The 25,131-nt window shown below is 60.2% G+C and carries 24 protein-coding genes; 10 read left to right on the top strand and 14 right to left on the bottom strand.

Annotated features, from left to right (window positions below; genetic code table 11):
- Positions 1 to 35 precede the first annotated feature (35 nt).
- Positions 36 to 1,946, bottom strand: a complete 1,911-nt coding sequence (locus tag KDX39_RS11660) for a cytochrome c/FTR1 family iron permease (RefSeq protein ID WP_231660468.1) — start codon at positions 1,944 to 1,946, stop codon at positions 36 to 38.
- Between the two features lie 349 nt (positions 1,947 to 2,295).
- On the opposite strand from KDX39_RS11660, the gene KDX39_RS11655 reads away from it, so the two are divergent.
- The 4 genes from KDX39_RS11655 to KDX39_RS11640 are packed head-to-tail and all read left to right on the top strand — an operon-like array spanning position 2,296 to position 5,448.
- Positions 2,296 to 3,693, top strand: a complete 1,398-nt coding sequence (locus tag KDX39_RS11655) for a COG3014 family protein (protein WP_231660467.1) — start codon at positions 2,296 to 2,298, stop codon at positions 3,691 to 3,693.
- A 13-nt stretch (positions 3,694 to 3,706) separates the two neighbouring features.
- Entirely contained in the window at positions 3,707 to 4,078 is a 372-nt protein-coding gene (locus tag KDX39_RS11650) for a YcfL family protein (protein ID WP_099228863.1), read from the top strand.
- 38 nt (positions 4,079 to 4,116) lie between these two features.
- Entirely contained in the window at positions 4,117 to 4,704 is a 588-nt protein-coding gene (gene lpoB, locus KDX39_RS11645; RefSeq protein ID WP_231660466.1) for a penicillin-binding protein activator LpoB, read from the top strand.
- A 3-nt stretch (positions 4,705 to 4,707) separates the two neighbouring features.
- Positions 4,708 to 5,448, top strand: coding sequence for a penicillin-binding protein activator LpoB (locus tag KDX39_RS11640; RefSeq protein ID WP_231660465.1), 741 nt, complete (start codon positions 4,708 to 4,710; stop codon positions 5,446 to 5,448).
- Between the two features lie 31 nt (positions 5,449 to 5,479).
- Here the strand turns inward: KDX39_RS11640 and KDX39_RS11635 are convergent, their stop codons facing one another.
- The 3 genes from KDX39_RS11635 to KDX39_RS11625 form a co-directional block, all read right to left on the bottom strand.
- Positions 5,480 to 6,106 (bottom strand): LysE family transporter, encoded by a 627-nt coding sequence (locus KDX39_RS11635; protein WP_083183531.1) that lies wholly within the window; start codon positions 6,104 to 6,106, stop codon positions 5,480 to 5,482.
- A gap of 67 nt (positions 6,107 to 6,173) precedes the next feature.
- A complete protein-coding gene (locus tag KDX39_RS11630) occupies positions 6,174 to 6,767 on the bottom strand; it encodes a mechanosensitive ion channel family protein (RefSeq protein WP_231660537.1) in 594 nt (197 codons plus the stop codon).
- Complete coding sequence (locus KDX39_RS11625; protein ID WP_099228921.1) at positions 6,767 to 8,677, bottom strand: ATP-binding cassette domain-containing protein; 1,911 nt, start codon at positions 8,675 to 8,677, stop codon at positions 6,767 to 6,769. The genes KDX39_RS11630 and KDX39_RS11625 overlap by 1 nt, the downstream gene beginning before the upstream one ends.
- 46 nt (positions 8,678 to 8,723) lie before the next feature.
- Between KDX39_RS11625 and KDX39_RS11620 the strand changes: the two genes are divergently transcribed.
- Positions 8,724 to 9,194: a TIGR02444 family protein gene (locus KDX39_RS11620; protein WP_231660464.1), complete on the top strand. Its 471-nt coding sequence runs from the start codon at positions 8,724 to 8,726 to the stop codon at positions 9,192 to 9,194.
- On the opposite strand, the gene KDX39_RS11615 is transcribed toward KDX39_RS11620, so the two are convergent.
- Positions 9,191 to 10,174, bottom strand: a complete 984-nt coding sequence (locus tag KDX39_RS11615) for an AlgP family protein (protein WP_231660463.1) — start codon at positions 10,172 to 10,174, stop codon at positions 9,191 to 9,193. The two genes, KDX39_RS11620 and KDX39_RS11615, sit on opposite strands and share 4 nt — an antisense overlap.
- A 216-nt stretch (positions 10,175 to 10,390) precedes the next feature.
- On the opposite strand from KDX39_RS11615, the gene KDX39_RS11610 reads away from it, so the two are divergent.
- The gene (locus tag KDX39_RS11610; protein WP_099228870.1) at positions 10,391 to 11,065 is read left to right on the top strand and encodes an FKBP-type peptidyl-prolyl cis-trans isomerase; all 675 of its coding nucleotides are present in this window, start codon (positions 10,391 to 10,393) and stop codon (positions 11,063 to 11,065) included.
- Between the two features lie 75 nt (positions 11,066 to 11,140).
- Here the strand turns inward: KDX39_RS11610 and rsd are convergent, their stop codons facing one another.
- The 8 genes from rsd to KDX39_RS11570 form a co-directional block, all read right to left on the bottom strand.
- Positions 11,141 to 11,614 carry a sigma D regulator gene (gene rsd, locus KDX39_RS11605; RefSeq protein WP_099228922.1) on the bottom strand — a complete coding sequence of 158 codons (474 nt, stop codon included), beginning with the start codon at positions 11,612 to 11,614 and terminating at the stop codon, positions 11,141 to 11,143.
- 174 nt (positions 11,615 to 11,788) lie between these two features.
- On the bottom strand, positions 11,789 to 12,316 hold the full coding sequence (locus KDX39_RS11600) for a disulfide bond formation protein B (RefSeq protein ID WP_231660462.1): 528 nt from the start codon (positions 12,314 to 12,316) through the stop codon (positions 11,789 to 11,791).
- 226 nt (positions 12,317 to 12,542) lie between these two features.
- A complete protein-coding gene (locus tag KDX39_RS11595) occupies positions 12,543 to 13,787 on the bottom strand; it encodes a heme biosynthesis protein HemY (protein ID WP_231660461.1) in 1,245 nt (414 codons plus the stop codon).
- The gene (locus KDX39_RS11590; RefSeq protein WP_231660460.1) at positions 13,784 to 14,905 is read right to left on the bottom strand and encodes a uroporphyrinogen-III C-methyltransferase; all 1,122 of its coding nucleotides are present in this window, start codon (positions 14,903 to 14,905) and stop codon (positions 13,784 to 13,786) included. Before KDX39_RS11590 ends, KDX39_RS11595 begins: the two co-directional genes overlap by 4 nt.
- A gap of 51 nt (positions 14,906 to 14,956) precedes the next feature.
- Positions 14,957 to 15,733: a uroporphyrinogen-III synthase gene (locus KDX39_RS11585; protein ID WP_231660459.1), complete on the bottom strand. Its 777-nt coding sequence runs from the start codon at positions 15,731 to 15,733 to the stop codon at positions 14,957 to 14,959.
- The gene (gene hemC / locus KDX39_RS11580) at positions 15,730 to 16,671 is read right to left on the bottom strand and encodes a hydroxymethylbilane synthase (protein ID WP_231660458.1); all 942 of its coding nucleotides are present in this window, start codon (positions 16,669 to 16,671) and stop codon (positions 15,730 to 15,732) included. Before hemC ends, KDX39_RS11585 begins: the two co-directional genes overlap by 4 nt.
- 227 nt (positions 16,672 to 16,898) lie before the next feature.
- Positions 16,899 to 17,645 carry a LytR/AlgR family response regulator transcription factor gene (locus KDX39_RS11575; RefSeq protein ID WP_231660457.1) on the bottom strand — a complete coding sequence of 249 codons (747 nt, stop codon included), beginning with the start codon at positions 17,643 to 17,645 and terminating at the stop codon, positions 16,899 to 16,901.
- A complete protein-coding gene (locus KDX39_RS11570) occupies positions 17,642 to 18,724 on the bottom strand; it encodes a sensor histidine kinase (protein WP_231660456.1) in 1,083 nt (360 codons plus the stop codon). The genes KDX39_RS11575 and KDX39_RS11570 overlap by 4 nt, the downstream gene beginning before the upstream one ends.
- Positions 18,725 to 18,858: 134 nt before the next feature.
- Between KDX39_RS11570 and argH the strand changes: the two genes are divergently transcribed.
- A complete protein-coding gene (argH, locus tag KDX39_RS11565; RefSeq protein WP_099228878.1) occupies positions 18,859 to 20,253 on the top strand; it encodes an argininosuccinate lyase in 1,395 nt (464 codons plus the stop codon).
- 218 nt (positions 20,254 to 20,471) lie between these two features.
- On the opposite strand, the gene KDX39_RS11560 is transcribed toward argH, so the two are convergent.
- Positions 20,472 to 21,146 carry a glutathione S-transferase family protein gene (locus tag KDX39_RS11560; RefSeq protein WP_210070516.1) on the bottom strand — a complete coding sequence of 225 codons (675 nt, stop codon included), beginning with the start codon at positions 21,144 to 21,146 and terminating at the stop codon, positions 20,472 to 20,474.
- A gap of 188 nt (positions 21,147 to 21,334) precedes the next feature.
- On the opposite strand from KDX39_RS11560, the gene KDX39_RS11555 reads away from it, so the two are divergent.
- The 3 genes from KDX39_RS11555 (at position 21,335) to KDX39_RS11545 (ending at position 25,109) form a co-directional block, all read left to right on the top strand.
- The gene (locus tag KDX39_RS11555; protein ID WP_099228923.1) at positions 21,335 to 21,610 is read left to right on the top strand and encodes a hypothetical protein; all 276 of its coding nucleotides are present in this window, start codon (positions 21,335 to 21,337) and stop codon (positions 21,608 to 21,610) included.
- A gap of 217 nt (positions 21,611 to 21,827) precedes the next feature.
- Positions 21,828 to 22,076 carry a TIGR02647 family protein gene (locus tag KDX39_RS11550; RefSeq protein ID WP_004887382.1) on the top strand — a complete coding sequence of 83 codons (249 nt, stop codon included), beginning with the start codon at positions 21,828 to 21,830 and terminating at the stop codon, positions 22,074 to 22,076.
- Between the two features lie 186 nt (positions 22,077 to 22,262).
- A complete protein-coding gene (locus KDX39_RS11545) occupies positions 22,263 to 25,109 on the top strand; it encodes a class I adenylate cyclase (protein ID WP_231660455.1) in 2,847 nt (948 codons plus the stop codon).
- The last annotated feature ends 22 nt before the right edge of the window (positions 25,110 to 25,131 follow it).

Genomic DNA, 25,131 nt, shown 5'->3' with positions numbered 1-25,131 from the left:
ATCGTCGGCAACCGCCTCCCACGGTGCTGTGCTTTTTAGCCCGGCCTCTGATCAGCCACTTGAAGCCTGCGCCTTTCCGCCAGACGACTGCGGCCATAGAGCACTGCAATCGCTGTCAGTGCGACAGCCTGCGCGCCGAGCGAGTAGGCGTCGGCATGAATCCCCAGCCAGTCGAATTCGAAGAACGGCACTGGCCGTGTGCCGAACACGCCGGCCTCCTGCAAGGCTTTGACGCCATGACCGGCAAACACTACCGAAAGCGCACACAGCAGGGCTGCATTGATACCGAAGAACAGCGTCAATGGCAGTTTCGCCGAGCCGCGCAGGATGATCCACGCCAGACCGACCAGCAACACCAGCGCTGTTGCGCCGCCCGCCAGCACCGCGTTATGCCCTGCGGGACCTGCCTGGAGCCACAGGGTCTCGTAAAACAGGATGACCTCGAACAGTTCGCGGTACACCGAGAAGAACGCCAGTACGGCGAAGCCGAAACGCCCTCCGCCTCCAACCAGACTGCTCTTCACGTAATCCTGCCAGGCCGCGGCATGACGCCGGTCATGCATCCACACACCCAGCCACAGCACCATCACACTGGCGAACAATGCAGTCGCGCCCTCCAGCAGCTCGCGCTGCGCGCCACTCACGTCGATCACGTAGGCTGCCAGCGCCCAGGTCGCAAGGCCTGCCAGCAGCGCCAGGCCCCAGCCTACGTTGACGCTGCGCACCGCCGATTGCTGTCCGGTGTTGCGTAGAAACGCCAGAATGGCGGCCAACACCAGAATGGCTTCAAGCCCTTCGCGCAGCAGAATCAGCAGACCGGAAATGTAGCTCAGGGACAGGCTCAGGCCATCGCTGCCCAGCAGGTCAGCGGACTGCTTGAGTTTGGCCTTTGCCGCTTCCAGCTTCTGCGCCGCCTGCGCGACCGGCAGGCCGTCCTGCAACGACTGACGATAAGCCATCAGGCTCTTTTCAGTGTCCTTGCGCACGTCCGCATCGACGTTGTCCAGCGAGCTTTCGACCAGTTCGAAGCCTTCCAGATAGGCCGCAACCGACAAGTCGTAAGCCTGCTCGCGATCACCCGACCGGTAAGCGGCCAGACTCTTGTCCAGGGTCGCGCTGGTGTAGTCGAGCAACTGCGCGGGGCCGCGTTGAACCTGCGGTGGCTGTGAACGCTGAGCACGGAATGTGGCCGCAGCTTCAGGGCCTTCGGCTGCCTGAATCTCCGCAGGCGTCTGGCGCGCCAGGTCTGCCAGATTGAATGTCTTGGTCGGGTTGGCGACAGGTTGTGCGCTGAAGCTGGCGATGTAGGTTGCGATGTCCCAGCGCTGGCGGTCATCCAGCTGGTCGGCGAAGGCTGGCATGTCGGTGCCCGCAATGCCCAGACCCGTAGCGCTGTAAAGGCTGTAAAGACTCAGGCGATCCAGTCGTGCGGCGTCGCGCATGTTTCCTGGCGCTGGCTCAAGGCCAATACCGGCAGGGCCGTCACCGGCCCCCGTATCGCCATGGCAAACCGAACAGTGCTGCGCGTACAGCGGCGCACCGCGCGCAGGATCCGGGGTGATGGCCGGTGCCTGACTGACTTCATAGGCAAGCGCCAGCCTTGCACCCAGTTGTCTGGCCTGACGAGCCACGAGCGTGCCGTCCTGTCGTTTGTCCACGGTGCCCTTGAGGTCTGCGGCACCCTTTTCCAGTTCGGCGCGCTCGGTTCGCTGAGGCAGTGCAGCGATCAGGCTCTGAAGTGCACTCAACGCGTCGATCTGCTTCTGGTACCCGGTACTGTCGATGACCTTGCCATCTACCACTGTCGCCGGATAGTCCGCGCTGAGGTAATCCAGCACATGCAGCGCCTGGGCTGCGCCCTCAACGGGGTCAGCCAGCGCTCCGAAGCTGCAGAGCAACAGCACGGACGCCAGCAGCCGGACAAGTGAACGAGAGAGCAGGTGCATTGGTGAATCTCAATAAGAATGCGATGCGTTGCATTGTTCACGTCAAACAGACGCTACTCAATACTCCGGACGCATTTTTGTTACAGCGTTTTACAAAACCGGCCATGCCTGGTGCGATTCGAAGGCCCCTTGCGCAGACAAGGTAAGACTTGCTCCGCCTGCCAGGTAGGAATTGCCTGTAATCATCGTGCGATATCAAAAAGCCATTGTCATACCGTTTTACAGGCTTATAATCCCGCGCCCGCTTGCTGGATCCAGTCAGCCAAAGCGGTTTCATGATTCGAACAGCGCCTGTTCGACCACGGCAGGCCTTGTCGCCTCGCTTGCCATCTAAGGGAATAGAACGTCCATGCCTCCTCGCGTCCTGACTACGCTCGTGCTGATTTCCGCTGTGCAATTGGCAGGCTGTTCTGCCTTTCGCAGCTACGACAACGAGTTGAAGGAAACCAATCAGCAACTGGCCACCGGCAATGTCGACGCAGCGATCGGCAACCTCGAAAAGAACAACACGGGCGAAGACAAGGACCTTCTCTACTACTTCGAGAAAGGCGAGTTGCTGCGGGCGAAAGGTGACTTTGCCGGCAGCCAGAAGGCCTGGCGCGCGGCTGATCAAGTGGTCCTCACGTGGGAAGAATCCGTCCGCCTCGATACCGACAAATACCTGGCCCAGTTCGGCAGCTTCCTGATCAACGACAAAGTGCGCCGCTACGAAGGCTATGACTATGAAAAAGTCATGCTGACCACCCAGATGGCGCTCAACCAGTTGGCGCGCAACGATTTCGATGGCGCGCGCACCGAAATCAAGAAGACCCACGAGCGCGAAGCCGTGATCGCCGAGTTGCGTGACAAGGAATACCTCAAGAGCGAACAGGAAGCCGAAAACCGGGGCGTGAAGACCGAGTTCAAGGACCTGCGCGGTTACCCGGTCGCCTCACTGAACGCACCGGAAGTGGTCAGCCTGAAAAACAGCTACCAGAGTGCGTTCAGCCATTACCTGTCGGGCTTTGTCTACGAAGCCCTCGGGGAAAAAGGCCTCGCAGCGCCCGGCTATCGCAAGGCCGCAGAATTGCGCCCCAATACGCCGTTACTGGAACAGGCCCTTGACGACCTCGACGCCGCCGCCAGCAAAGACGGTAACAGTGACGTGCTGATTGTTGTGCAAAGCGGCTTCGCCCCGGCTCGCGATTCGGTGAGCATTCCGTTGCCGCTGCCCATCAGCGGCAATCTGGTCATCACGCCGCTGTCGTTCCCGGTCATCAGGCCCGACACCACGACACCGTCCTTCAACCAGATTACCCTGGACGGGAAACCGCTGAACCTGACCTTACTCAATAGCACCACTGACATGTCCCGCCGCGCCCTGCGCGATGATATGCCCGGCATCATTCTGCGCACCACCGTGCGAGCCATTACCCGAGGCGTCGCCCAGAAGCAGATCAATGACACCAACCCGCTGGCCGGCCTGGCCGTCGGTATCGCCTCGGCCATCACCGAAGGCGCGGACACCCGTACATGGCGTACGTTGCCCGACAACACACTGGTGGCGCGCCTGCGCCTGACGCACGGCGAACACCAGATCATTCTGCCCAACGCACTGGGTGGCTCGCATGTACGGGTCAATGTCGATCAGCGCTATCAGGTGATCCCGTTGCGGGCGCTGGGCAGTCAGGTCTATGCGGGCAGTCTGGCCGCTCAGGTCATGCCGTCGAACGTGCCGCAAGCCCTCGCCACCGTCAAACAACCTTGATCGGAGATATTCCATGCGCATGAAGATTCTCGGCGCGCTGAGCCTGGCCGTGTTGGCCGGCTGCGCAACGCCACCACCGCCCGCTCCGGGCAGCGCTGCCAGCAAAGTGGTGGCGATGGGTGACATCAAACACATCGAAGTCGGCGCCATGCGCGTGGCGCGTGAAAACGGTTTTCTGACCGTCAAGGCGCAATTGACCAACACCAGCAGCCGCAACCGAATGATGTATTACCGCTTTGCCTGGCTGGGCAATGACGGCTTCCCTGTCGCCGATGAAGAAAGCTGGAAAAGCATGACGCTGTACGGCTCACAGAGCACCGTGCTGCCAGCCATCGCGCCGGTTCCTCGCGCCACTGATTTCCGTATCGAAATCAACACGCCTTGATCGGCCCATTCTTTCGCCCGGTTCTGGAGAACCTTCTTATGTTTACCCGCTTCTGTTCCATCGCCGCTGTCGCGCTGCTGGTCACCGGCTGTGCCAACAACTCGCCGGGTCTTGGCAGCAAGAACATCAGCTACGGCGACACCAAGGCTGTCGAGACGATCACCAATGAGTTCGGCTCCACCGACCTGCAGATGATCGCCGAAAGCATGACCCGCTCCCTTGCGCAGTCCGGCGTTCTGCAGGGTCGTCCGGTGGTTCAGGTCTATGATGTGAAGAACAAGACCAGCGAGTACATCGATACTCGCGAGATCACCACCTCCATCAAGACTCAACTGATGAAAAGCGGCACCGCCCGTTTCGCCAGCGATGACAACCAGATGCAGAATCAGGTCGATCAGCTCAAGCTGCAGAACCAGAGCGGCCTGTACAAGAAAAACACCGTCGCCAAGACCGGCAACATGATCGCCGCCCAATACCGCCTGGAAGGTTCGATCAGCTCCATCGTCAAGCGCAGCAGCGACTACAAGGACGTCTTTTACAAATTCAGCCTGCAACTGGTCGACGTCGAAAGCGGTCTGGCCGAGTGGATGGACGAGAAAGAAATTCGCAAAACCACGGAGCGTTAATAGATGCGCGCATGGATCGGCATTATCGGCATCGTCTGCGCCTTCGGAGCGCACGCTGCGCCGAAGATCGCAGTGACAGACATGGCTTTTCAGGAACGTGTGGAGCAGTACATCCACACCGTTTCGTCTCGCAGTAACATGCAGGCCAACTACTACAGCGCCAGCGGCTCGTCGAGCTATGACGAGTACGAGTCGCGAACCAGCTACATCGAGCAGAGCGAACTGCGCAAGTTCAGCGGCGACATCAAGGGCGAGATCATCAAGTCCGGGATGTTCCAGCTGGTGCAGGCCACGCCATACACTGCCGGCGCCAAGGAAGACGTCTACGACGTCATCAAGCGCATCAAGAACGGCAATTTCAAGGGCGCGGACTATGTGCTGTTCGGCACCCTGTCCGACATCGACTTCCAGCAGGACGTCGGCGATATCGCCAACACCAACGCCTACTCGGCCACGCTGGGGCTGACCCTGGTCGCCGATTTCAGCCTGATCGACACGCGCACTTACGAAATCACCTCGGCCTTCACCGCCATGGGTGAGGGCCAGGACACCAAGCTGGTGAACAGCCGCGATATCAAAGTCTCGCTGAACCGCCCCAGGGTGGTCCGCGACGTTTCGAAATCGATTGGTGAGGACGTGGCGCGTCAGTTGCGTGAACAGCTGCGGGGCGAGGTGGAATACACCGGGCAACATTCGCCACAGAACAGCCTGCCAAGAGACGAAGCCCCAAAAATCCTGCGCTGAGAGCAGGTTTCAGGGCTTGGGAAGGGGTTGATCAGGCGCGATGCAGGGTCGCAATGAAACCGGCAGCCCCGACGAACAGACTGGCAAAGGTCCGGTTCAGACGACGCTGCTGGCGTGGCGTCTTCAACGTACGCAGAATTTTCGACGCCAGTCCGGTATAGCCCGCCATCACGATCAGGTCCACCACGACCATGGTCGCCGCAATGATCACGTACTGCATCAGCATCGGCGCGGCCGGATCGACGAACTGAGGCAGGATCGCCAGCATGAATACCATCGCCTTGGGGTTGCTGATGTTGACCAGAAAACCACGCAGCGCCAGTTCCATCGGTGTGCCTGCCGGACGGTCCGCCGACTCATCGGAAAGGTCCATCGGCAGCGCCCGCCATTGCTTGACGCCCAGGTAGATCAGATACGCCACGCCAAACCACTTGATCAGGGTGAACGCCAGTTCGGAAGCCGCAAGCACGGCGCCCAGTCCGGCCGCGACAATCGCGATCTGCGTGACCAGCGCCACTTGCAGCCCCAATGCATTCCAGTAGCCGCGCAGAAAACCGAAGCGCAGGCCGCAGGACATCGAGGCAATTGCACCGGCACCCGGAGAAAGACTGATAATCCAGCAAGCGGCAAAAAAGCCCAGCCACGTTTCAAACGTCATCACACACCTCAAGCGCCGTCGAATGCCCGCTAAATTAGTGGGTAATCTGTCTCGTGACTAATGATTTCTAATCCTGCTCGTCATGCGGGGCAGAAACCGTGGTCTGCGGATACAGTTCGCTCCCGCGCCAGCGGCGTACCGACTTCTGGAAGAACTGGCTGTTGGGCACTTGAACCAGCGCACCGCCAGCCTCGGGTGTTTCGATCAGCGTGGTGAACATCAGGTTGATCGCAACCACGCGGCCTTTCACGCCTGGCTTATCCAGCGTGTCGACCAGCTCGACAAGGTCACCGATGCGAAACGGCCCTATGGTAAAGATCAGAATCGCGCAGAGCAGGTTGGAGAGCACGCTCCACATGGCGAAGAACGCCACGGCAGCAACGGCCACGAAGCCGGACAAGGCTGTCCACAAGACGGTCGCCGACACACCGAGCCGGCCCAGCACGAAGACGAACGCACTGCCCATGATCAGCCAGCGCAGGCCGCCACGTACCGGTACCAGAAGCTCGGGCGGCAATGGGTAACGCTCACCCAGACCAGTCAGAAAACGTCCAACGACCCGCTGCAGTACATAACCTGCCAACAGGATCAGGAGGATCTGCACCCCCAACAGAATCGGTTCGATCCAGTAAGCAGACACCGGCAGACCCAACATGTCCATCACGACAGCGCTTCCAGTTCGGCCTGCATCGACTCCAGCAACTCCAGCGCCTGCATCCAGGCGTCTTCCAGCTCGGACTCACGCACTTTCAGTTTTGCCTGTTCGGCCAGCAGGTCGCGCAGCTTGTCCTTGTTCGCGGCGTCGTAGTTGCCGCTGTCGGCCAGGGCCTCTTCGACCTTGGCAAGCTTCTCGTGCAGCGCACCCAGATCACGCTCCAGCTTGTCGGCCTCGCGCTTATGCGGGGCCAATTGCTGACGCAGGGCAGCAGCTTGCTGACGCTGGGCCTTCTTGTCGGTCTTGTCGGCATTGACCGGTGTATTGCTGACCGGCGCATTGCGCAATCGATAGTCAGCCAGCCAGCGCGTGTAGTCGTCCAGATCGCCATCGAACTCTTGGACGCGGCCGTCAGCCACCAGCAGGAAATCGTCGGTCGTGCTCTTGAGCAAGTGCCGGTCGTGGGAAACCACCAGTACCGCGCCGCCAAACTCCTGAAGCGCCATGGTCAGCGCCAGACGCATTTCCAGATCCAGGTGGTTGGTGGGTTCGTCGAGCAGCAACAGATTGGGCTTTTCCCAGGCAATAAGGGCCAGCGCCAGACGCGCCTTTTCGCCACCCGAAAAATTCAGTACCGGCTCGTCCAGACGCGCGCCCCGGAAGTCGAAGCCTCCGAGGAAGTCGCGCAGGGTCTGCTCACGCTCGGTCGGCGCAAGGCGCTGCAAGTGCAGCAACGGCGTGGCTTTGGCGTCCAGCGAGTCAAGCTGATGCTGGGCAAAGTAGCCCACGGTCAGGTTCTCGCCACGGACCAGTCGGCCGCTCTGAGGGGAGAGCTCGCCTGCCAGGTTCTTGATCAGCGTCGACTTGCCAGCGCCGTTAGGCCCCAGCAGACCGATACGTGCGCCCGGCGTCAGTTGCAGTTTGACCTTCTCCAGGACGGTCTTGTCGCCGTAGCCCAGACGCGCTTCGGACAGATCCAGCAATGGGCTGGAGATCTTGTCGGACTCACGGAAAACGAAGTTGAAAGGCGAATCCACATGCGCAGCGGACAGCTCTTCCATGCGCTCCAGCGCCTTGATCCGGCTCTGCGCCTGACGGGCCTTGGTGGCCTGGGCCTTGAAGCGCGCAATGTATTTTTCCATGTGCGCACGCTGCACCTGCTGCTTCTCGTAGGCCTGTTGCTGCTGGGCCAGACGCTCCGCACGGGCGCGCTCGAATGCGCTGTAGCCACCGCGGTAGAGCGTGATCTTGCGTTGCTCGACATGCGCGATGTGATCGACCACGGCATCGAGAAAGTCCCGGTCGTGAGAAATCAGCAGCAGCGTGCCGGGATAGCTTTTCAGCCAGTCTTCGAGCCACAGGATCGCATCGAGGTCCAAGTGGTTGGTCGGTTCATCGAGCAGCAGCAGATCCGATGGACACATCAGGGCCTGCGCCAGGTTCAGGCGCATGCGCCAGCCACCCGAGAAGCTGCCGACCTGACGCTCCATCTGTTCGTTGGTGAACCCGAGGCCCGCCAGCAGTTTGCGAGCGCGGGCGTCGGCGGTATAACCGTCGGCGCTGTCGAGCTCCGAGTGTAGACGCGCCTGAGCGGCACCGTCCTGCGCAGCTTCGGCTTCAGCCAGCAGGCGCTGAACCTCGCGCAGACGCACGTCGCCGTCGAGCACGTAGTCCACGCCAAGGCGCTCGAGCGTGTCGACCTCCTGACGCATGTGAGCGATGCGCCAGTCAGCGGGCAACAGACAGTCACCGGCATCGGGCGTAAGCTCGCCGCGCAGCAAGGCGAACAGACTGGATTTACCGGCACCGTTGGCACCGATCAGACCGGCTTTATGGCCGGCGTGCAGGGTCAGCTCGGCGTCTTCTAGCAGACGTTGCGGACCACGCTGTAAGGTAAGGCTTTGAAGTCGAATCATAATGGCGGCGGAGTCTACCAGCTTCGTCCCGGACAGGTAGATCACTATGCCTACAGACCTCTGGAGTTTCACCCTGGATTTTTACGCCCGACCGGGTGTGGAGCAGGCCTGCCTGACGCTACAGGCCAGCGGGGCCAACGTATGCGCGGTATTGTGTGGTGTGTGGCTGGGACTGCGCGGGGTTGAGTGCGATGCGCAACGATTGTCTGAAATCGGACAGTTGGCGACGCCTTGGCACGATGACGTCGTGCGGCCGCTGCGGGAAGTGCGCACCCAATGGCGGACCGCGGCTCAGGATGACGCCGTTCTGAGCGAGCTGCGAAACAGGGTCAAGGCATTGGAACTGGAGGCCGAACACACGCTGCTGACCCGACTTGAGGCACTGTCCCGCGCCTGGCCAGACGCAAACGGGAAGGATGTCGCCGGATGGCTTGCGGGAATCGTCGAAAGCAGGACACAAAAAAGCCGCGATGCGCTGCAAGTGCTGCGCATCGCGGCTGACATCACCGGCGCTTAGGAAGCGCTGGTAGGCGTTGCACCATTGGGCGCTGCCGGAGCAGGCGTGGCCGCTGCAGCGGCAGGCGCTGGCGTTGCTGCCGGCTTGACCGCAGGCGTGGTGGACGCTGCTGGCTTGGCGGCTGCAGGTTTTGCAGCAGGCTTGGCAGCGGCTGGCTTGGGCGCCGCTTTTACCGGAGCCTTGGCAGGTGCTTTTGCCGGTGCCTTGGCGGCTGGCTTGGCAGCAGCGGGGGCTTTGGCGGCCGCAGCCTTGGAAGCTGCCGGCTTCGCAGCAGCAGGCTTGGCCGACGCCTTGGCGGCAACGGGTTTGGCCGCTGCGGTTTTTGCAGGCGCTGGTTTGGCAACTGCTGTTTTCGCAGCAACAGGCTTGGCAGCAGCAGGGGCCTTGGCGGCGGGTTTCGCAGCAGCCTTGGCCGGAGCTTTGGCCGCAGCAGGCTTGGCGGCGGTTTTGGCAGCAGGTTTGGCAGCCGCTTTAGCCGGTGCCTTGGCGGCAGCAGGCGTTTTGGCTACCGGTGCCTTGGCGACGGTCTTGGCAGCAGGCTTGGCGGCGGCCGCTTTGGCCGGTGCAGCAGGCTTGGCTTCGCGAGTCGTGAGGATCTTGCCGACTGCTTCCTTGACGCGACCAATGCCCTGAGCAAGCTTCAGGCTTTCTTGCGCATCACGCTTGAGGTGCAGAATGTAGGTACGGGTTTCGGTCTGACGGTCCTTGAGTGCATCCAGCAATTCTTCCAGTTCAGACACGGCGCTCTTGGCCTTGGTCTGCGCCTTGGCCTTACCGACCGTGGCGGCATCCTGCAACTTGGTACGCGACTTGTGCAGTTTTTCCTGCGCTTTGCCACGTTGTTTTTCGAGCTTGGCGAGCAGTTTCTCGGCATCAGCCAAAGCTTGTGAGCAGGCGTCTTCCAGATGCTCGAGCAAGCTGCCCGATAGTTGTTGGAGCAAATGCAACGGAGTATTTACTGGCTTCTTTTTGGCCGACATGACTTACCTCCTGGCTGACGAAATTGCGGCTCATACTAGACTTCTGCTCGCACCGCCGCTAGGGCATCTTGACACCATGATCGGCGCCCTGTTGCATGCTGAAAAAAATGATTGTCGGGCCCGTTTCCAGGCCTTTGCGAAATTCACCTTGCAAGACACGTCACCACAGGCGCTTGCACTGGCATAATCGCTGACTTCCCAGGCCGGAGAGCATCCATGTCGCGCTACCTGTTAACGTCGTTGTTTCTCTTGCTACCACTGGCTCAGGCCGCTGAAACCCCTCCGAACACGGATGCCCACGATCTTGCCTACAGCCTGGGCGCAAGCCTGGGTGAACGCCTGCATCAGGAAGTTCCGGACCTTGACCTGAAGGCCTTGGTAGAGGGCCTGAGACAGGCCTATCAGGGCAAGCCTCTGGCGCTCAAGCAGGAGCGCATCGACCAGATCCTGCGTGAGCACGATGCTGCCATGGCCCAGGCCGAGACCACCGGAACAGACGCGCCGACCGAGGCTGCGCTGGGTGCCGAAAAGCGTTTCATGGAAAGCGAGAAGGCCAAGCCCGGCGTCAAGGTACTGGCTGACGGCATCCTGATGACGGAACTCACGCCGGGCACCGGGCCGAAGCCGGATGTGAATGGCAGGGTCGAAGTTCGCTATGTGGGTCGTCTGCCGGACGGCACGATCTTCGATCAAAGCACACAGCCACAATGGTTCAGGCTCGACAGTGTGATCAGCGGCTGGACCAGCGCACTGCAGGGCATGCCGACCGGAGCCAAATGGCGACTGGTGATTCCATCGGATCAGGCGTATGGCGCAGAGGGCGCAGGTGACCTGATCGATCCGTTCACGCCGCTGGTATTCGAGATCGAGCTGATCGCTGTTTCGCAGTAATCCGCTCCCGCAGAAACGCGAAAGGGTGCAAAAGCACCCTTGGCAACGACAGATCCCATGGACATCAGGAAAGGGTCAAGCCTGAGCTGCGGCCTCTTCCTTGTGGGAGTTGTGCAGCACTTCGATCAGGCAGTCTTCAAGCTCGAAACGCTCGTGCAGGAGACCGCCCAGCTTGTTGAACTCCTTTGCCACGATTGAGCAGTCCGAGCAGTCACCTTTGTCACACCGGTCGTTGAACGCCAGCGCAAGCTCGGTGATGACATTCAGGCGTGGGTAGAGGGTATCCGCCAGCTCAAGCCCGCGCTCGTCATTGAAGGCCTTGGCCTCATTGCCAAGCTGTTCGTAGACTTCGAAGTGACCGGCCGAAACGTAGTCGACCAGAATTCCGCAAAAGTTCTGCAGTGCCGCACGATCGGCTGCGAGCGCCTCGGGCGTGTCGCCCAGCGCATCGTAGGCATTGATCAGTTCACGGCGGCATTCCAACCAGCGGTCAATCAACAGATTGACACCACCCCAGCGTTCCTGAGCATTCTGACAACTTTCCAGCATGATGTTCTCTCTTCCCTTCAGGGGCATGCGGTCCTGTGCCAGCCCTAATCGATTTTAAGGGCATGGCCTGATAAAAGCGTCAGGACAGCATACTTCCAATGACGCGTGCGGCTCAGATTATGCCCGCTCGACGAGGCCATCAAGGTACGCAGGAGATAAAGTTCATACAAGCGTTTAATAGTCTGTCCGACTTCCGGTAGATATCCACAGGCTCAGTTCGCTGAGCAGCGGATACAGCGGCAATATCGCAAGCCCGACGAATGCCAGCAGGCTCCACTCCGGGAGACTGAGCCCGAACAGTGACCAGGTAATCTGTGCACAGAACGCGGCGTTGCCCCGAAGGCTGTCATTCCACCCGCCCAGCGCGATGCTGTCGAGCGCATGTTCCACAGCGGCGAGCACCGGGATCAGCTCATCCGCCGAAGCGGTCTGCAGCCATACCTGAACCCCCGCCATGGACGCGCCAGCGAGCGCAATCACCAGCAAGGCCACACAGTAACGGTGCCAGCCGGTTGCGCCAGGTGAGTGACAGGCTGCTGCCAGCGTCAGCACACCGCAACTGACCATGGCCGCCCGCTGCGACAGGCAGAGCAGGCAAGGGTCAAGGCCGACAGCGTGTTGCAGATAAAGAACAGCGGCAATGATCAGCGCACAGGTCAGGAATGCCAGAAAGAACAACGAACGTGTGCGAGCCAGATGCATGGCAAATCCGTAACAAAAGACGAGGCGTTAACGGTAGAGGAAAGGGCCGGACGCTTTCAAGGTGACGCCGTACAGATACGTCGCTGCAAAATGTGGAAACAACACACGTGACGATAGGGCTTCTTAACGAATTGGAGTAGGAATATTCCCACCTCACTCGAGCAGACTTTAAACATGCGTGTTTCATAACATGAGCCCTGTTGTCAGGGCTCATGCAGTCACACTGTCAGACGCCGGAAAGTGCGGGTAACGGGCGGGTCAGCAGACGCTCGTCGAGCAGGCCCAGGCCTTCCTGAAAGAGCTGATTGCTGCGATCGGTTTCACCCAGTTGAGCAAGTAGCCGCGCCAACTCGGCGCAGGTCTCAGGGTTACGCTCCAGACGCAGGCTGCTTTCCAGATAGTCACGCGCCTTGCCCCAGAGCCGACTTTGCAGACAGATGCGGCCCAGGCTCAGCAAAAGGCTCGGATCTCCCGGATGGTGCTTGAGCCAGCCTTCAGCGGTTTGCAGCTGTTTCGAAGGATCACCACCACGCACCAGCCCGTACAAGCGGGCCAGGTGACTGTTGTAATCACGTTTGAGCGCGGAGCGCAGCACTTCTTCAGCCTGCGCCTCGGCATCGAGACGACGCAACTGGTCGGCATACGCCAGTATCAGTTGTGGCTCCTGACGCTGTGCGGAGGACAGGCCCTGCCAGGCTTTTTCAAGAGATGGCAGACCGGTCAACGCGCCCTCACCTTCCTCCCGATAAGCCGCCAGCGTCAGGTTTTCACCCCAGGCACGACGCTCCAGTTCGGCAAGTTCACGAGGTGGCAGCACCTTGTCCTTGCGAAGCTCCGGCATCAGACGGATCAACGCCGACCAGTCGCCGCGCTGTTGGTACAGGCGCTGCAACTGACGCAGCACCTGAGGATTATGCGGATGACGCTCGTGCATGGCCTGAAGCGTGATCAATGCACCATCGGTGTCGCCACGATCCTGTTGCAGCTGCGCGTGATTCAGCGCAATCGCCAGTTCCGCCTGCGGCTGCCGGGTCAGAGCGCGCTCAAGCAGGTTGTCACAATCCTCGTAACGGCCCTGCTCGTTGGCCGCTCGTGCAGCACCGATGTAATAGAGCAACGGATGAGCGTCGGCTTCCGCAGCACGATGCAGATGGCGTTGCGCGCTGGACCAGCGACCTTCGGCGAGGTCCATCTGGCCCTGCTCGATCGCAATCTGCACACGGCGACGACGATTGCGACGCGACCACGGGTTGACCACCCCGCCCGAGGTGGTCAGCAGATTGATAACCAGACGGATGAGCAGGATCACCAGCAGAAAGGCGACCAGCAGCGCCAGCGTCGCCCACAGGCTCGATTCGTAGCGGAAGTTCTGATAGGCGATCAGTACGTACCCGGAGTGCTCGGCGATGGCTACACCGATCAGCGCAGCAGCAGCGATGGCGATGAACAGCAGTACATAAAATCGCTTCATGGGCTGGTCCCTCGCATCGTCTCGGCAGGCTGACTCGACGCGTGACGACGTTCCAGATAGGCCTGAACGGCGCTCAGGCTCTGCGCCAGATCGGGTGTTTTGACAGCCACTGGCTGAGCGGCAACAGCATCAAGGCGCGCGCCCAGCAGTTTGCCTTGCGGATCGTCCTGATTGAAGTTGGACAGCAGAACGCTTTTGGCCTCGGCCAGCGCATGAGAATACACCTCGGGCTCGCCATTGAGCGCCGCCCACTGCGCCTGCTCAAGCGCCAGGCTCAGGGCCAGACGTACCTGGGAAAGACTCTGTCCCGCCAGAACCGGGCGGATATCTTTGTCGGCGTTGAAATCGACACGGAAGTAATGGGAAAGCTGCTCCCACCAGCGCGACCATGTGTTGTCGTCGCTGGCATCGGCGGTCAGACCCGGCAGGGTGTCGCCCTTGTCTTCATATTCAGGCGCCAGCTTGTTGAGCTGTACGGCCTGATCACGCAACGCGGCCAGTTGCAGGAACAGTCCGGTACGGTCCGGCTGCTCGATACTGCGCAGGGCGCCAAGGCTTTTGGCGAGTTGTTCACGTGCGGCAAACGAGCCCGGGTCGTCCTGCTCGCGCAGGATCTCGTCGGCACCCTGCACCAGCGCCTCGGCGCTGTTGATGTCCTGCAGTGCGGAGAGACGCAGGCTGGCCAGACGCAGCAAGTGCTCGGCCTCGGCCAGACGCCAGTCCTTGCGGCTGGCACCAAGGACCGTTTCCAGACGCTGGCTCAGACGCTGCTGGTCGCCCTGCAGTTGCGCCACAAGACGACGGCTGTCTTCAAGCTGATCGGCAGGCGGAAACTGCGCAAGACGAGCCGTCAGTTGCTGGTCACTCTGCGCCAGCGCCAGGGTCTGTTCAGCGATGTCCTGAACCTCACCACGCTGCTGCTGATGCCCGGCCTGCAACATGCGCAGTTGCCAAACGCCCCAGCCTGCAACGGCCACGCCTGCGATTCCCAGCAACAGGGCAAGGATCACCAGGCCGCTGCTGCGATTGCCCGAACGCTCGGGGCGCACGGGATCAGGGGTGGAGGCCGGTGTTTTGACTACCGATTCATCGTCTTTAGGCAAGGCAGTTTCGCTCACGTATCCCATCCTTTGCATGTTGGCGTAATAGCGTAAACGACAAAAAGTCGATCAATACGCCTCGACGGCAGGCTGAGGTCGATCCCGCAACGCTGCCAGCAGTGCCCCGGCGCTCGCGCCATGGCAATCAATCACATTCAGAGCCCCCGCAGCACGAGCCATCTCGGCCACTCGGGGACTGGGTACAAACAACGGCAGACCTGCCAGACTCGACCAGCGCTCACCTGCGAGCGCGAGCAGATGTTCAAAACCCTGCCCACTGCTGACCACCAGCCCGTTCAAGCGTTCCAACTCGACACGCTGCGGAAGTACCGATGCCGGGTACTGTGGCAGATAGCGACGGTACAACGGCAGGTAATCGACTGTCACACCCTGTTCGCGCAAACGCTCGGCCAGCAGCTCGCGCCCCTCGTCGCCACGCATGATCAGCACACGACTTCCCGGCACGGCAATCGCGGCCTGCAATCGCGGCAGATCAAGCAGGGCTTCGCTGTCATCGCCCTGCTCGGGCCAACTGACATCCAGACCATAGTCGATCAGTATCTGCCCGGTCGCCGCGCCGACACTGAACCAGGGCTGGATCGGCGGCTGGGGCCAGACTTCGTCGACCAGTTCGATGGCGAGGCGGGCAGCTGGCTTGCTCACGACAATGACAGCGCAGTAATTGAGCAGCTCGAAAATGATCGAGTGCTGAGCTGGCGTCAAACTCAGCGGCTCGGTTTCAAGCAGGGGCAGGCTGCTGCTGAAGATACCGGCGTCGGCCAGAGTCCTGGCCAGCGCCGCCGATTCCTCGGCAGGACGGGTCAGCAGCAGACGCCAGTTGCTCATTTGTCGTCAGCCTCGCCGTAGACGGCCTTGAGAATTTTGGCGGCCCCCTGAGCCAGCAGCGCTTCGGCAACCTCGACACCCAGAGCCTGTGCGGCAGTCTGCGAGGCTCGGGCTTCTGCGCGCAGCAACAGGCTCCCGGAGGGGTCTCCGACCATGCCGCGCAACCAGACTTGATCCTCCTCAAGCACGGCGTAGCAGGCAATCGGCACCTGACAGCCACCATTGAGGTGCTTGTTCATTGCCCGCTCGGCAATCACACGCACCGCGGTGTCCTCATGATGCAAGGGCGCAAGCAGGGCATGAATCTGCGCATCGACGCTGCGGCATTCGATGCCTACCGCGCCCTGTCCACCGGCAGGAAGACTGTCTTCCACGCTGATCGCCGAGGTGATGCGGTCTTCGAACCCGAGGCGGATCAGACCGGCCGCAGCCAGAATGATCGCGTCGTATTCCCCCGAGTCCAGCTTGGCCAGGCGCGTGTTGACATTACCGCGCAGGAAGTGGATTTTCAGGTCGGGACGACGCGCCAGCAACTGGGACTGGCGACGCAGACTGGACGTCCCGACGATGCTCCCGGCGGGGAGTGCTTCCAGGCTGGCAAAGGTGTTGGACACGAACGCATCGCGGGCGTCTTCACGCTCGCAGATGCAGAACAGCCCGAGGCCATCAGGGAAATCCATCGGCACGTCTTTCATCGAGTGCACGGCGATGTCCGCTTCATTTTCAAGAAGCGCTGTTTCGAGCTCTTTGACGAACAGCCCCTTGCCGCCGATTTTCGACAATGGCGAGTCCAGCAGCTTGTCGCCACGACTGACCATCGGCACCAGCGTCACGACCAGGCCGGGGTGGGCTTTTTCCAGACGTGCTTTGACATATTCGGCCTGCCAGAGGGCCAACGCGCTCTTGCGGGTAGCGATGCGGATTTCGCGAGAAGACATTGAACGATCCGTACTGGGTAGATGCGACGGATAATAACAGCTCAGCCGGACAGCTTCAGCGTTGACCGAAAACCGACACCGGCCCGCCTGCAGGTATCAGGACCACAGACTGGGCTCAATGAACATGGAAGGTGGATTGTTCGCGGAGAACCGGAAAACCCAGGGTCTGGAATCCAATCCCGGGACCATGGCTCGGTTTTCGCGAGCAAACCCGTGCAACGGTGTTTCTACAACGTTTGCATCATCTTGCGCACGCCTGCCACATGACGACGGCTGACAATCAGGGCATCACCACCCAGCCCTCTGAGGAACAACTGAAAGTGCCCCAGCGGCGTGCGCTGCAAGCGTTCGATCCGATCACGTGCCACCAGTGCATTGCGATGGATACGCACGAATCGATCACCGAATTCGTCTTCCAGCGCCTTGAGTGGCTCATCCAGAAGAACTTCGCCACCCTCGTGACGCAGGGTCACGTACTTGTGGTCAGCGATGAAATAGATCACCTGGTCCAGCGGGATCAGTTCGATGCCTTTACGGGTACGCGCGCTGATGTGGGTCCGCGGGCCATTTCCACTTTCGGCTGCAGGCCGGGTCATGGCGGCCAACTGAACGCGATTTGGTCGTTCGGCCTTCCTCAGTGCCTCTATCAGATGCTCGGGACGCACCGGCTTGACCAGATAGCCGACAGCGCTGACCTGAAAGGCATCCAGGGCAAATTCGTCATGCGCGGTACAGAAGACCACCGCAGGCGGCGCTTCGCGTTCGCACAACCTGGCCGCGACCTGCAAGCCGTCCATACCCGGCATACGGATGTCCAGCAGCACGACATCGGGCTTGAGATTATCAATCAGCGCCAATGCTTCATCACCATTTGTGGCGCTGGGTTCTAGTACCCGGTAACCCTCGAGTTCGCTGACCAATCGGCTCAGTCGCTCGCGGGCCAGGGGTTCGTCATCAACGATCAGGACATTCATATAGCTCTGGCTTCCTGCGTGAGTCTCGCACAAGGATAGCGTAGACAGGTGTAGTGACGACCGTCACGGCGCTCCACGCTCAGACTGGCGTACGGCCCAAAAAGTGCCGTAATACGAGCACCGATATTCGCCAGGGCCTGTTGAGTACCGTTGGAAGTCTGCCGATTGGCAACTTCTTCATAGGGATTGATGACACGCAATATAAACTCTCCCCCTCTATAGTCTGCTTCGACTGTTACTACACCCCCTTCGACTCGCGGGGCAATGCCATAGATCAAAGCGTTTTCAAGTAATGGCTGCAAGGTTAGCTGGGGAATCGGCAAGTCATCAGGAATTGCACTTACCCTCCAGTCCAACTGTAGACGCTCGCCGAGACGATATTGCTCAATCGATAAATATCGTTTCGCCAAAGCCAGCTCCTCGCTCCATGTCACCAGGCTGCCGGGTTTGGCCAGACTGGCGCGAAAAAGGTCGGAAAGATCCAGTACCGCCTGCTCGGCCTTGGCCGGATTGCTGGCTACCAGGCTCGCGATGCTGTTGAGCGTGTTGAACAGGAAATGCGGCCGGATACGCGCCTGTAACGATTCGATCCTGGCCTGAAGCTCGCCCTGCTGCTGCTTACGCCACTGACTCTGCAGATAAAAGTAGCGCAGCATCAGGGCCGACATGATCAGCGCAATCATCGAATAGCGAATATACCGATCCACCATGCCGCCCACCGTGATCCTGCCGGTCAGCTGGCATACGTCAGTGACCGCCGTGCACAGCAGCGTCAGACCGACCACCAGCAGACAGCCGAGCAGACCCGCCAGCCCGGGCGAGAGACGTGCCAGCCAGGGTCTCAGGCTGCACAGCAATGCGGCGGACAGCAGCACGATCCACTGCACGAACAGCGACATCAGTGCCAGCCGCACCCAATCGAACCCCGCGCGCATCGGCTCGACCAGCACCAGAACCAGCACCAGCAACTCGGCCAGCACCACGAGCACGAGCAACGCCTGCGGCAGGCACAGTTCGGGGAGGAAGAATTCTTTGCCGGGAGTACGCCCGGCGTCACGCTTTACAGGATGATCTCGCATCGGCTCAGTCTCGGCTCTGGCAGGGCCAGCGGCAAGCCATCCGGAAATAAAAAAGTGTCAACCCTGTTATCATCGCAACCGCCTTTGTGCCACGTATCGGGCACGCCACTTTCCGTAGAGCAACGAGCGAATCCATGAGCACCGACAAGACCAATCAGTCCTGGGGCGGCCGCTTCAGTGAACCCGTCGACGCGTTCGTCGCGCGCTTCACTGCCTCCGTCACCTTCGATCAACGCCTGTATCGCCACGACATCATGGGCTCCATCGCCCACGCCACGATGCTGGCCAAGGTGGGCGTTCTGACTGACGCCGAGCGCGACACGATCATCGATGGCCTGAAGACCATTCAGACCGAGATCGAGGCAGGTACTTTCGAATGGCGCGTCGATCTGGAAGACGTGCACATGAACATCGAAGCGCGCCTGACCGACCGCATTGGCATCACTGGCAAGAAGTTGCACACCGGTCGAAGCCGCAACGACCAGGTGGCCACAGACATTCGCCTGTGGCTGCGTGACGAAATCGACCTGATCCTGAGCGAGATCACCCGCTTGCAGCAGGGTTTGCTGGGTCAGGCCGAGCGTGAAGCCGACACCATCATGCCGGGCTTCACCCATTTGCAGACCGCGCAACCAGTAACGTTTGGTCACCATATGCTGGCCTGGTTCGAAATGCTCAGCCGTGACTACGAACGTCTCGTCGACTGCCGCAAGCGCCTGAATCGTATGCCGCTGGGCAGCGCTGCGCTGGCAGGCACCACATACCCGATCGACCGTGAACTGACCTGCAAGCTGCTGGGTTTCGACGCTGTTGGCGGCAACTCGCTGGACGGCGTTTCGGATCGTGACTTCGCCATCGAATTCTGTGCTGCAGCCTCCGTGGCGATGATGCACCTGTCGCGCTTCTCCGAAGAACTGGTGCTATGGACCAGCGCGCAATTCCAGTTCATCGACTTGCCGGATCGTTTCTGCACTGGCAGCTCGATCATGCCGCAGAAGAAGAACCCGGATGTTCCAGAACTGGTACGCGGCAAGAGCGGGCGTGTATTTGGCGCCCTGATGGGTCTGCTGACCTTGATGAAAGGCCAGCCGCTGGCCTACAACAAGGACAATCAGGAAGACAAGGAGCCGCTGTTCGACGCAGCCGACACCTTGCGTGACTCGCTGCGTGCGTTTGCCGACATGATCCCCGCCATCAAGCCAAAGCACGCCATCATGCGCGAAGCGGCCCTGCGTGGCTTCTCGACCGCAACCGACCTGGCCGACTACCTGGTGCGTCGTGGCCTGCCGTTCCGTGATTGCCACGAGATTGTTGGCCACGCTGTGAAGTATGGCGTCGAGACCGGCAAGGACCTGGCTGAAATGAGCCTGGAGGAACTGCGCCAGTTCAGCGATCAGATCGAGCAGGATGTGTTTGCCGTGCTGACATTGGAAGGCTCGGTGAATGCACGCGACCACATCGGCGGCACTGCTCCAGGGCAGGTTCGCGCTGCGGTGGTTCGCGGGCAGGAGCTGCTGGCGACTCGCTGATCGTGCACAGACTCTGCGCAACAAAGTCTCACTGAATACATGCACATTCTGTGGGAGGCGGCTTGCCGGCGATGCGATTTTTGCAGCGCCCTGTCAGTGAATAGACTGACGCCATCGCCGGCAAGCCGCCCCCCCACGGTTCGATATCTATTGCGAGGTCTATGTGGATAACGCTCGCGCGTAGCCTGGGAGCGATAAGCCCTGGAAGCAGGCGCCGCCTACCCTGCCTGAAGCCCCGCCGGTCTCACCCGCGCCATGAACGTCGGCCAGTCGGCCTCTTTGTCTGCGGCGACTCGCTGCACATTCGGATTCAATGCCAGCCGCTCCAGCAAGGCCTGGGCTTTGGGCATGTCGCCCAGAAAGTCCAGATCGAACAATCGCTCGCCCACCTGCTGAGCCAGGTCGATGCTGTACAGAAAATACACATCCGCCACGCTGAACTGCTCACCTGCTACATAAGGCGCGAAGCGGGCACGCTGGGCCAGTGCGGCAATACCCTTGATCAGATCGCGACGCGCCTTGGCCTTGAGGTCGGGCGGTGTCGGTCTGCCGCCGAATATCACCTCGGCATAGCAGACCCGCGCAGGCAACTCGATGTAGAGCTCGATCTCCTTGGCGATGGTCAAGACCTGAGCCCGCGAGAAGGGGTCGGCAGGTAGCAACGGCCTGTCCGGGCAGGTCTCTTCGATGTAACGCAGGATGACATCCGTTTCGCTGATAAAGCCCCCGGGCGTTCCCAGCACGGGAACCTTGCCGCGTGCGCTGACGGCGAGCACTTCAGGGCTCTGGCAGCCGAACAGCGGCACCTCCTGAAACGGCAACTGCTTCTCCAGCAACGCCAGCTTGACCATATTGAAATAATTGCTCGAGGCAAATCCGTAAAGTTTCAGCATCGTTGGCCTCCTTGACCTGACTCTCCATTGCGGATGACCGGAACCCTATAGATTTAGCTATATGAATCAATGATTTGTATCAAATATTGAAAATTCAAAGACCTTTCCTACACGCAGCCTCCCTCGGTCTCACGAATGCCTCGTCGAAAGAATCCGGTTAGACTGCGCGCCTTACCTGAGGAATGACCATGACCGACGCCATCGACAATGATGAAGAAGAATTCGCTGCTTCGACCTTGATCGAAGCCATCGAAAACCAGATCGAGGCCGACAATCCGCCGGCGGCCAAAGCCACGTTCAACAAGCTGACGCTGGTCGGTTATGAGCGTGATGACATTCTCGAGATGATGGCCCATGTACTGGCCATCGAGATCGACGCCCTGCTGGAACAGGACCGTCCATTCGATACCGAATGGTACGAAGCCGCCCTGCGCGCGCTGCCTGAATTGCCGCCAGAGAAATAACCGGCCAGCCGGATCAAACCCGTCAGATATATGCTGCAAAGTTTCCAGACGCTGGACTACACTGCAAAAGCCCCGCTGCCGTTAAATTCTCCGGGGCTCTCACGCCACGCATGCTTTAGCGGTCATCCAGAACCGACGAGCGCAGCACGGACACGTCGATTCCAGAACACACCCGCAGCCTGCGAGGTCGTACTACTACAAAAAGTCTGGAGCACCTATGTCGTATACCCCTGAGCTGGTTGCCGAACTGGAAATCCTTGCACTGTTCAACCTGGGCAATACCCAGGAAGGCCTCAAAGTCCACCACGTGGCGGCCCCGACAGCCATTGCAGCTGCAAAAAGACTCTTTGAAAAAGGACTGACGACTCAGGTCGATGGCGGCTATCTCACGAGCCTGGGCCTGGAAGCTGCCGAGCACGCTCAATCGTTGCTGACCATTCTGAACGTATCCCGAGAAGCGGCCTGAGCACCCTGAGGGCTTGCGCGCAAAAACTGCGCGACAAGCCCTTTATTTATTGCGGTAAAGGTCGATATAGAAAATTGGCGCCAGAATAACAACCCGACCGAACCTGCATTCTTTCGGCTGCAAACCTTCTTCGCCATCTTGCTCAGTAAATCCACGCCTGTCACAGGCCAGATGCCTTGAGTTGCGATGACGCGTAATCTTGAAATCCGCCCCGACCTGGATGAGGGGATAGACCGCAAGGTCCTCAGCCAGCTGCGTAACCGCTTCCTGACTCTCAATGACGGGCGGTATGCCCGTGCCATGGAAGGAATGTCGACCCGCCAGCAGACCGTGCTGACCCTGCTGCCGCTGTTCTTTCATGTGAACCATCCGTTGTTGCCGGGATACGTCTCCAGCAGCACGCCTGCCGGTGTGTCGCATTACGAGCCCGATGCACTGGCGCTGGCCGAAGCGCAGCGACTCACACGCTCGTTTTCCTACAAAGTCCGTCACGGCAATCCGCCGCAGCCCATTCACGGCCTGTTTCTGATGGGCAGTCTCGGCACGCTGGCACAGGCCGAACAGAGCGACATGGACGTGTGGGTCTGTCATGACAGCACACTTGATGAAGACGCCATCGCCGAACTGCGCAAAAAATGTCTGGCACTTGAAGCCTGGGCCGCGACCATGGGCGCTGAAGCTCACTTCTTTCTGATCGACCCGCAGCGCTTCAGAGTCGGGGATCGCGACACGCAGCTCAGTTCAGACGATTGCGGCACGACCCAGCACTACCTGCTGCTCGACGAGTTCTATCGCACTGCCATCTGGCTCGCCGGGCGCACACCGATGTGGTGGCTGGTGCCTGTCTATGAAGAGCAAGGTTATGAGGACTACACCCACACGTTGCTGTCCAAGCGTTTCATCCGTGCAGACGAGGTCATCGACCTTGGCCCGATGGCACAGATTCCGCCTGCGGAGTTCGTCGGCGCAGGTCTCTGGCAGCTGTTCAAGGGCATCGAATCACCTTACAAGTCAGTGCTCAAGCTGCTGTTGATCGAGGTGTATTCCAGCGAACACCCTGACGTTCAGTGCCTGAGCCTGCGCTTCAAGCAGGCCGTGTTTGCCAATCAACTGGACCTGGACGAACTCGACCCTTACATGGTCGTGTATCGCCGCATCGAAGAGCATTTGCTGGCGCGCAAGGAAACCGAACGCCTGGAGCTGGTCCGGCGCAGTTTATATCTGAAGGTCAACAAGAAGCTCACAGGTCCAACCCGCCAGCGCAGCAACAGCTGGCAGCGGCAATTGATGGAACGCCTGACCCGCGAATGGGGTTGGGATGATCGGCAACTGGCGCTGCTCGACAGCCGCAGCCAGTGGAAGGTGCGTCAGGTAGCACATGAACGGCGTGCGCTGGTCAACGAGCTGAATTACAGCTACCGCTTCCAGACCCAGTTCGCCCGACTGCAGAGCACGGTCGAGGCTCTGGATGCACGCGACCTGACGATTCTGGGCCGTCGCCTGTACGCCGCCTTCGAACGCAAGGCGGGCAAGGTCGAGTTCATCAATCCGGGAATCGCGCCGGACCTGGCCGAGGACACACTGACGCTGGTGCACTCGCCCGATAAACGCGAACCCGGCAAACACCAATGGGCGCTGTATAACGGCAATCTTGGCATTCATGAAGTCACCAACTTCTCGCCGATCAAACGCAGCCGCGAGCTGCTCGAGCTGCTGGCATGGTGTCACCGCAACAACGTGATCGACACCTCCACCCGCCTGGCGCTGCATCCCGGCACCAGTGACCTGAGCGAATTCGAGCTGTTCAACCTGCTTGGCGCCCTGCAACAGACCATCGAGTTGCCGCTGCCCGACGTCAGCGATGAAGCCCTGCTGCAGCCCAGCGAGCCTAGGGAAATACTGCTGCTGGTCAATGTGGGTGTCGATCCGCTCAGGCATCACCGCGACCTGAACATCCTCATGACGACCGAGCGCACCGACTCGCTCAGTTACGCGGGCGTGCGGGAAAATCTCGTGCTGACCCTGGATCAGATCACGCTCAATACCTGGAATGAAACGCTGGTCAGCCGCTACGACGGTCCTCACGCATTGCTCGACTGCCTGAGCGAATTGCTGGGCAGCCTGCCGCAAGGCGCAAGTCAGCCGACAATTCATGTGCGCTGCTTCTGCCACAACCGAGCGCCGGCCATCGCGCAGCGTGTTGAAGAACTGGTCAGTACTGCACGCCTGTTGCTCGCCCGGCAGCTCAACCACCGCTACCTGATTCAGGTGCAGCAGCAATATCACGTACTGGAAATGGTGCCGGGCCGGGTTGGCCATGTGGTGGTCAACAGCCTGCCAGGGTTGTTCAAGTACCTGGGCGAAGAACTGCCGCGTTACAGTCCACTGCATCTGGACCCGCATGCGCTGGACGAGCACGACCTGGCGCTGATTCTGCCGTTCGGGCAACCGGAATGCATTCAGGTGTTTTATCGCGTCAACGAGACAGAAGCGGATCTGTACGTGCTGGACGAACACAACTCACTCTGGCATCAGCGCCTGCCCTATCACGATGACCAAAGCCTGCTGATGCCGCTGCAGCGCTTTTTTCACTCGCTGGTCTACCGCCGGGGCGCGTCGTTGCCACTGGACGATCCCAGCGAGCCGGTCATGCTCGACACGCTCTATTACCAGGTCATGCCGTCGGGCAACTCCCGTGCCCGCCGCATCGAACCGCGTCCGGCCCCCACTGCGGCGGACAAGCCGTTTTACGACGTGCAGGCGATCATCGAAGAGACCTCACCGGGACAGATCAACGTCACGCTGTACTGCGACAACCGCGAGTTTTCCGAGCTGGAATACGGTGATCAGCTTTACGAAGCCGTCGCGAGGCAGATTCTGGGCAAGCGCCTGGAGCCCAAGCGCTACCGCTGCTACATCACTGACCTGGACCTGTCAGGCCTGCTGGATGACGGGCACGGTCAGAGCATCCTGTTCCTGCGCCACAAGGCCGAGCTGGAAAAACTGCTCAATGAGGCGATGGATGAGGCTTGAGGCGCAGGTGATTCAACCCGAT

The organism is Pseudomonas sp. CDFA 610, assembly GCF_021147865.1.
Taxonomy (GTDB): domain Bacteria; phylum Pseudomonadota; class Gammaproteobacteria; order Pseudomonadales; family Pseudomonadaceae; genus Aquipseudomonas; species Aquipseudomonas alliivorans.
The sequence above is the reverse complement of the archived record's forward strand: the minus strand, read 5'-3'. Positions and strand labels throughout refer to the sequence as shown.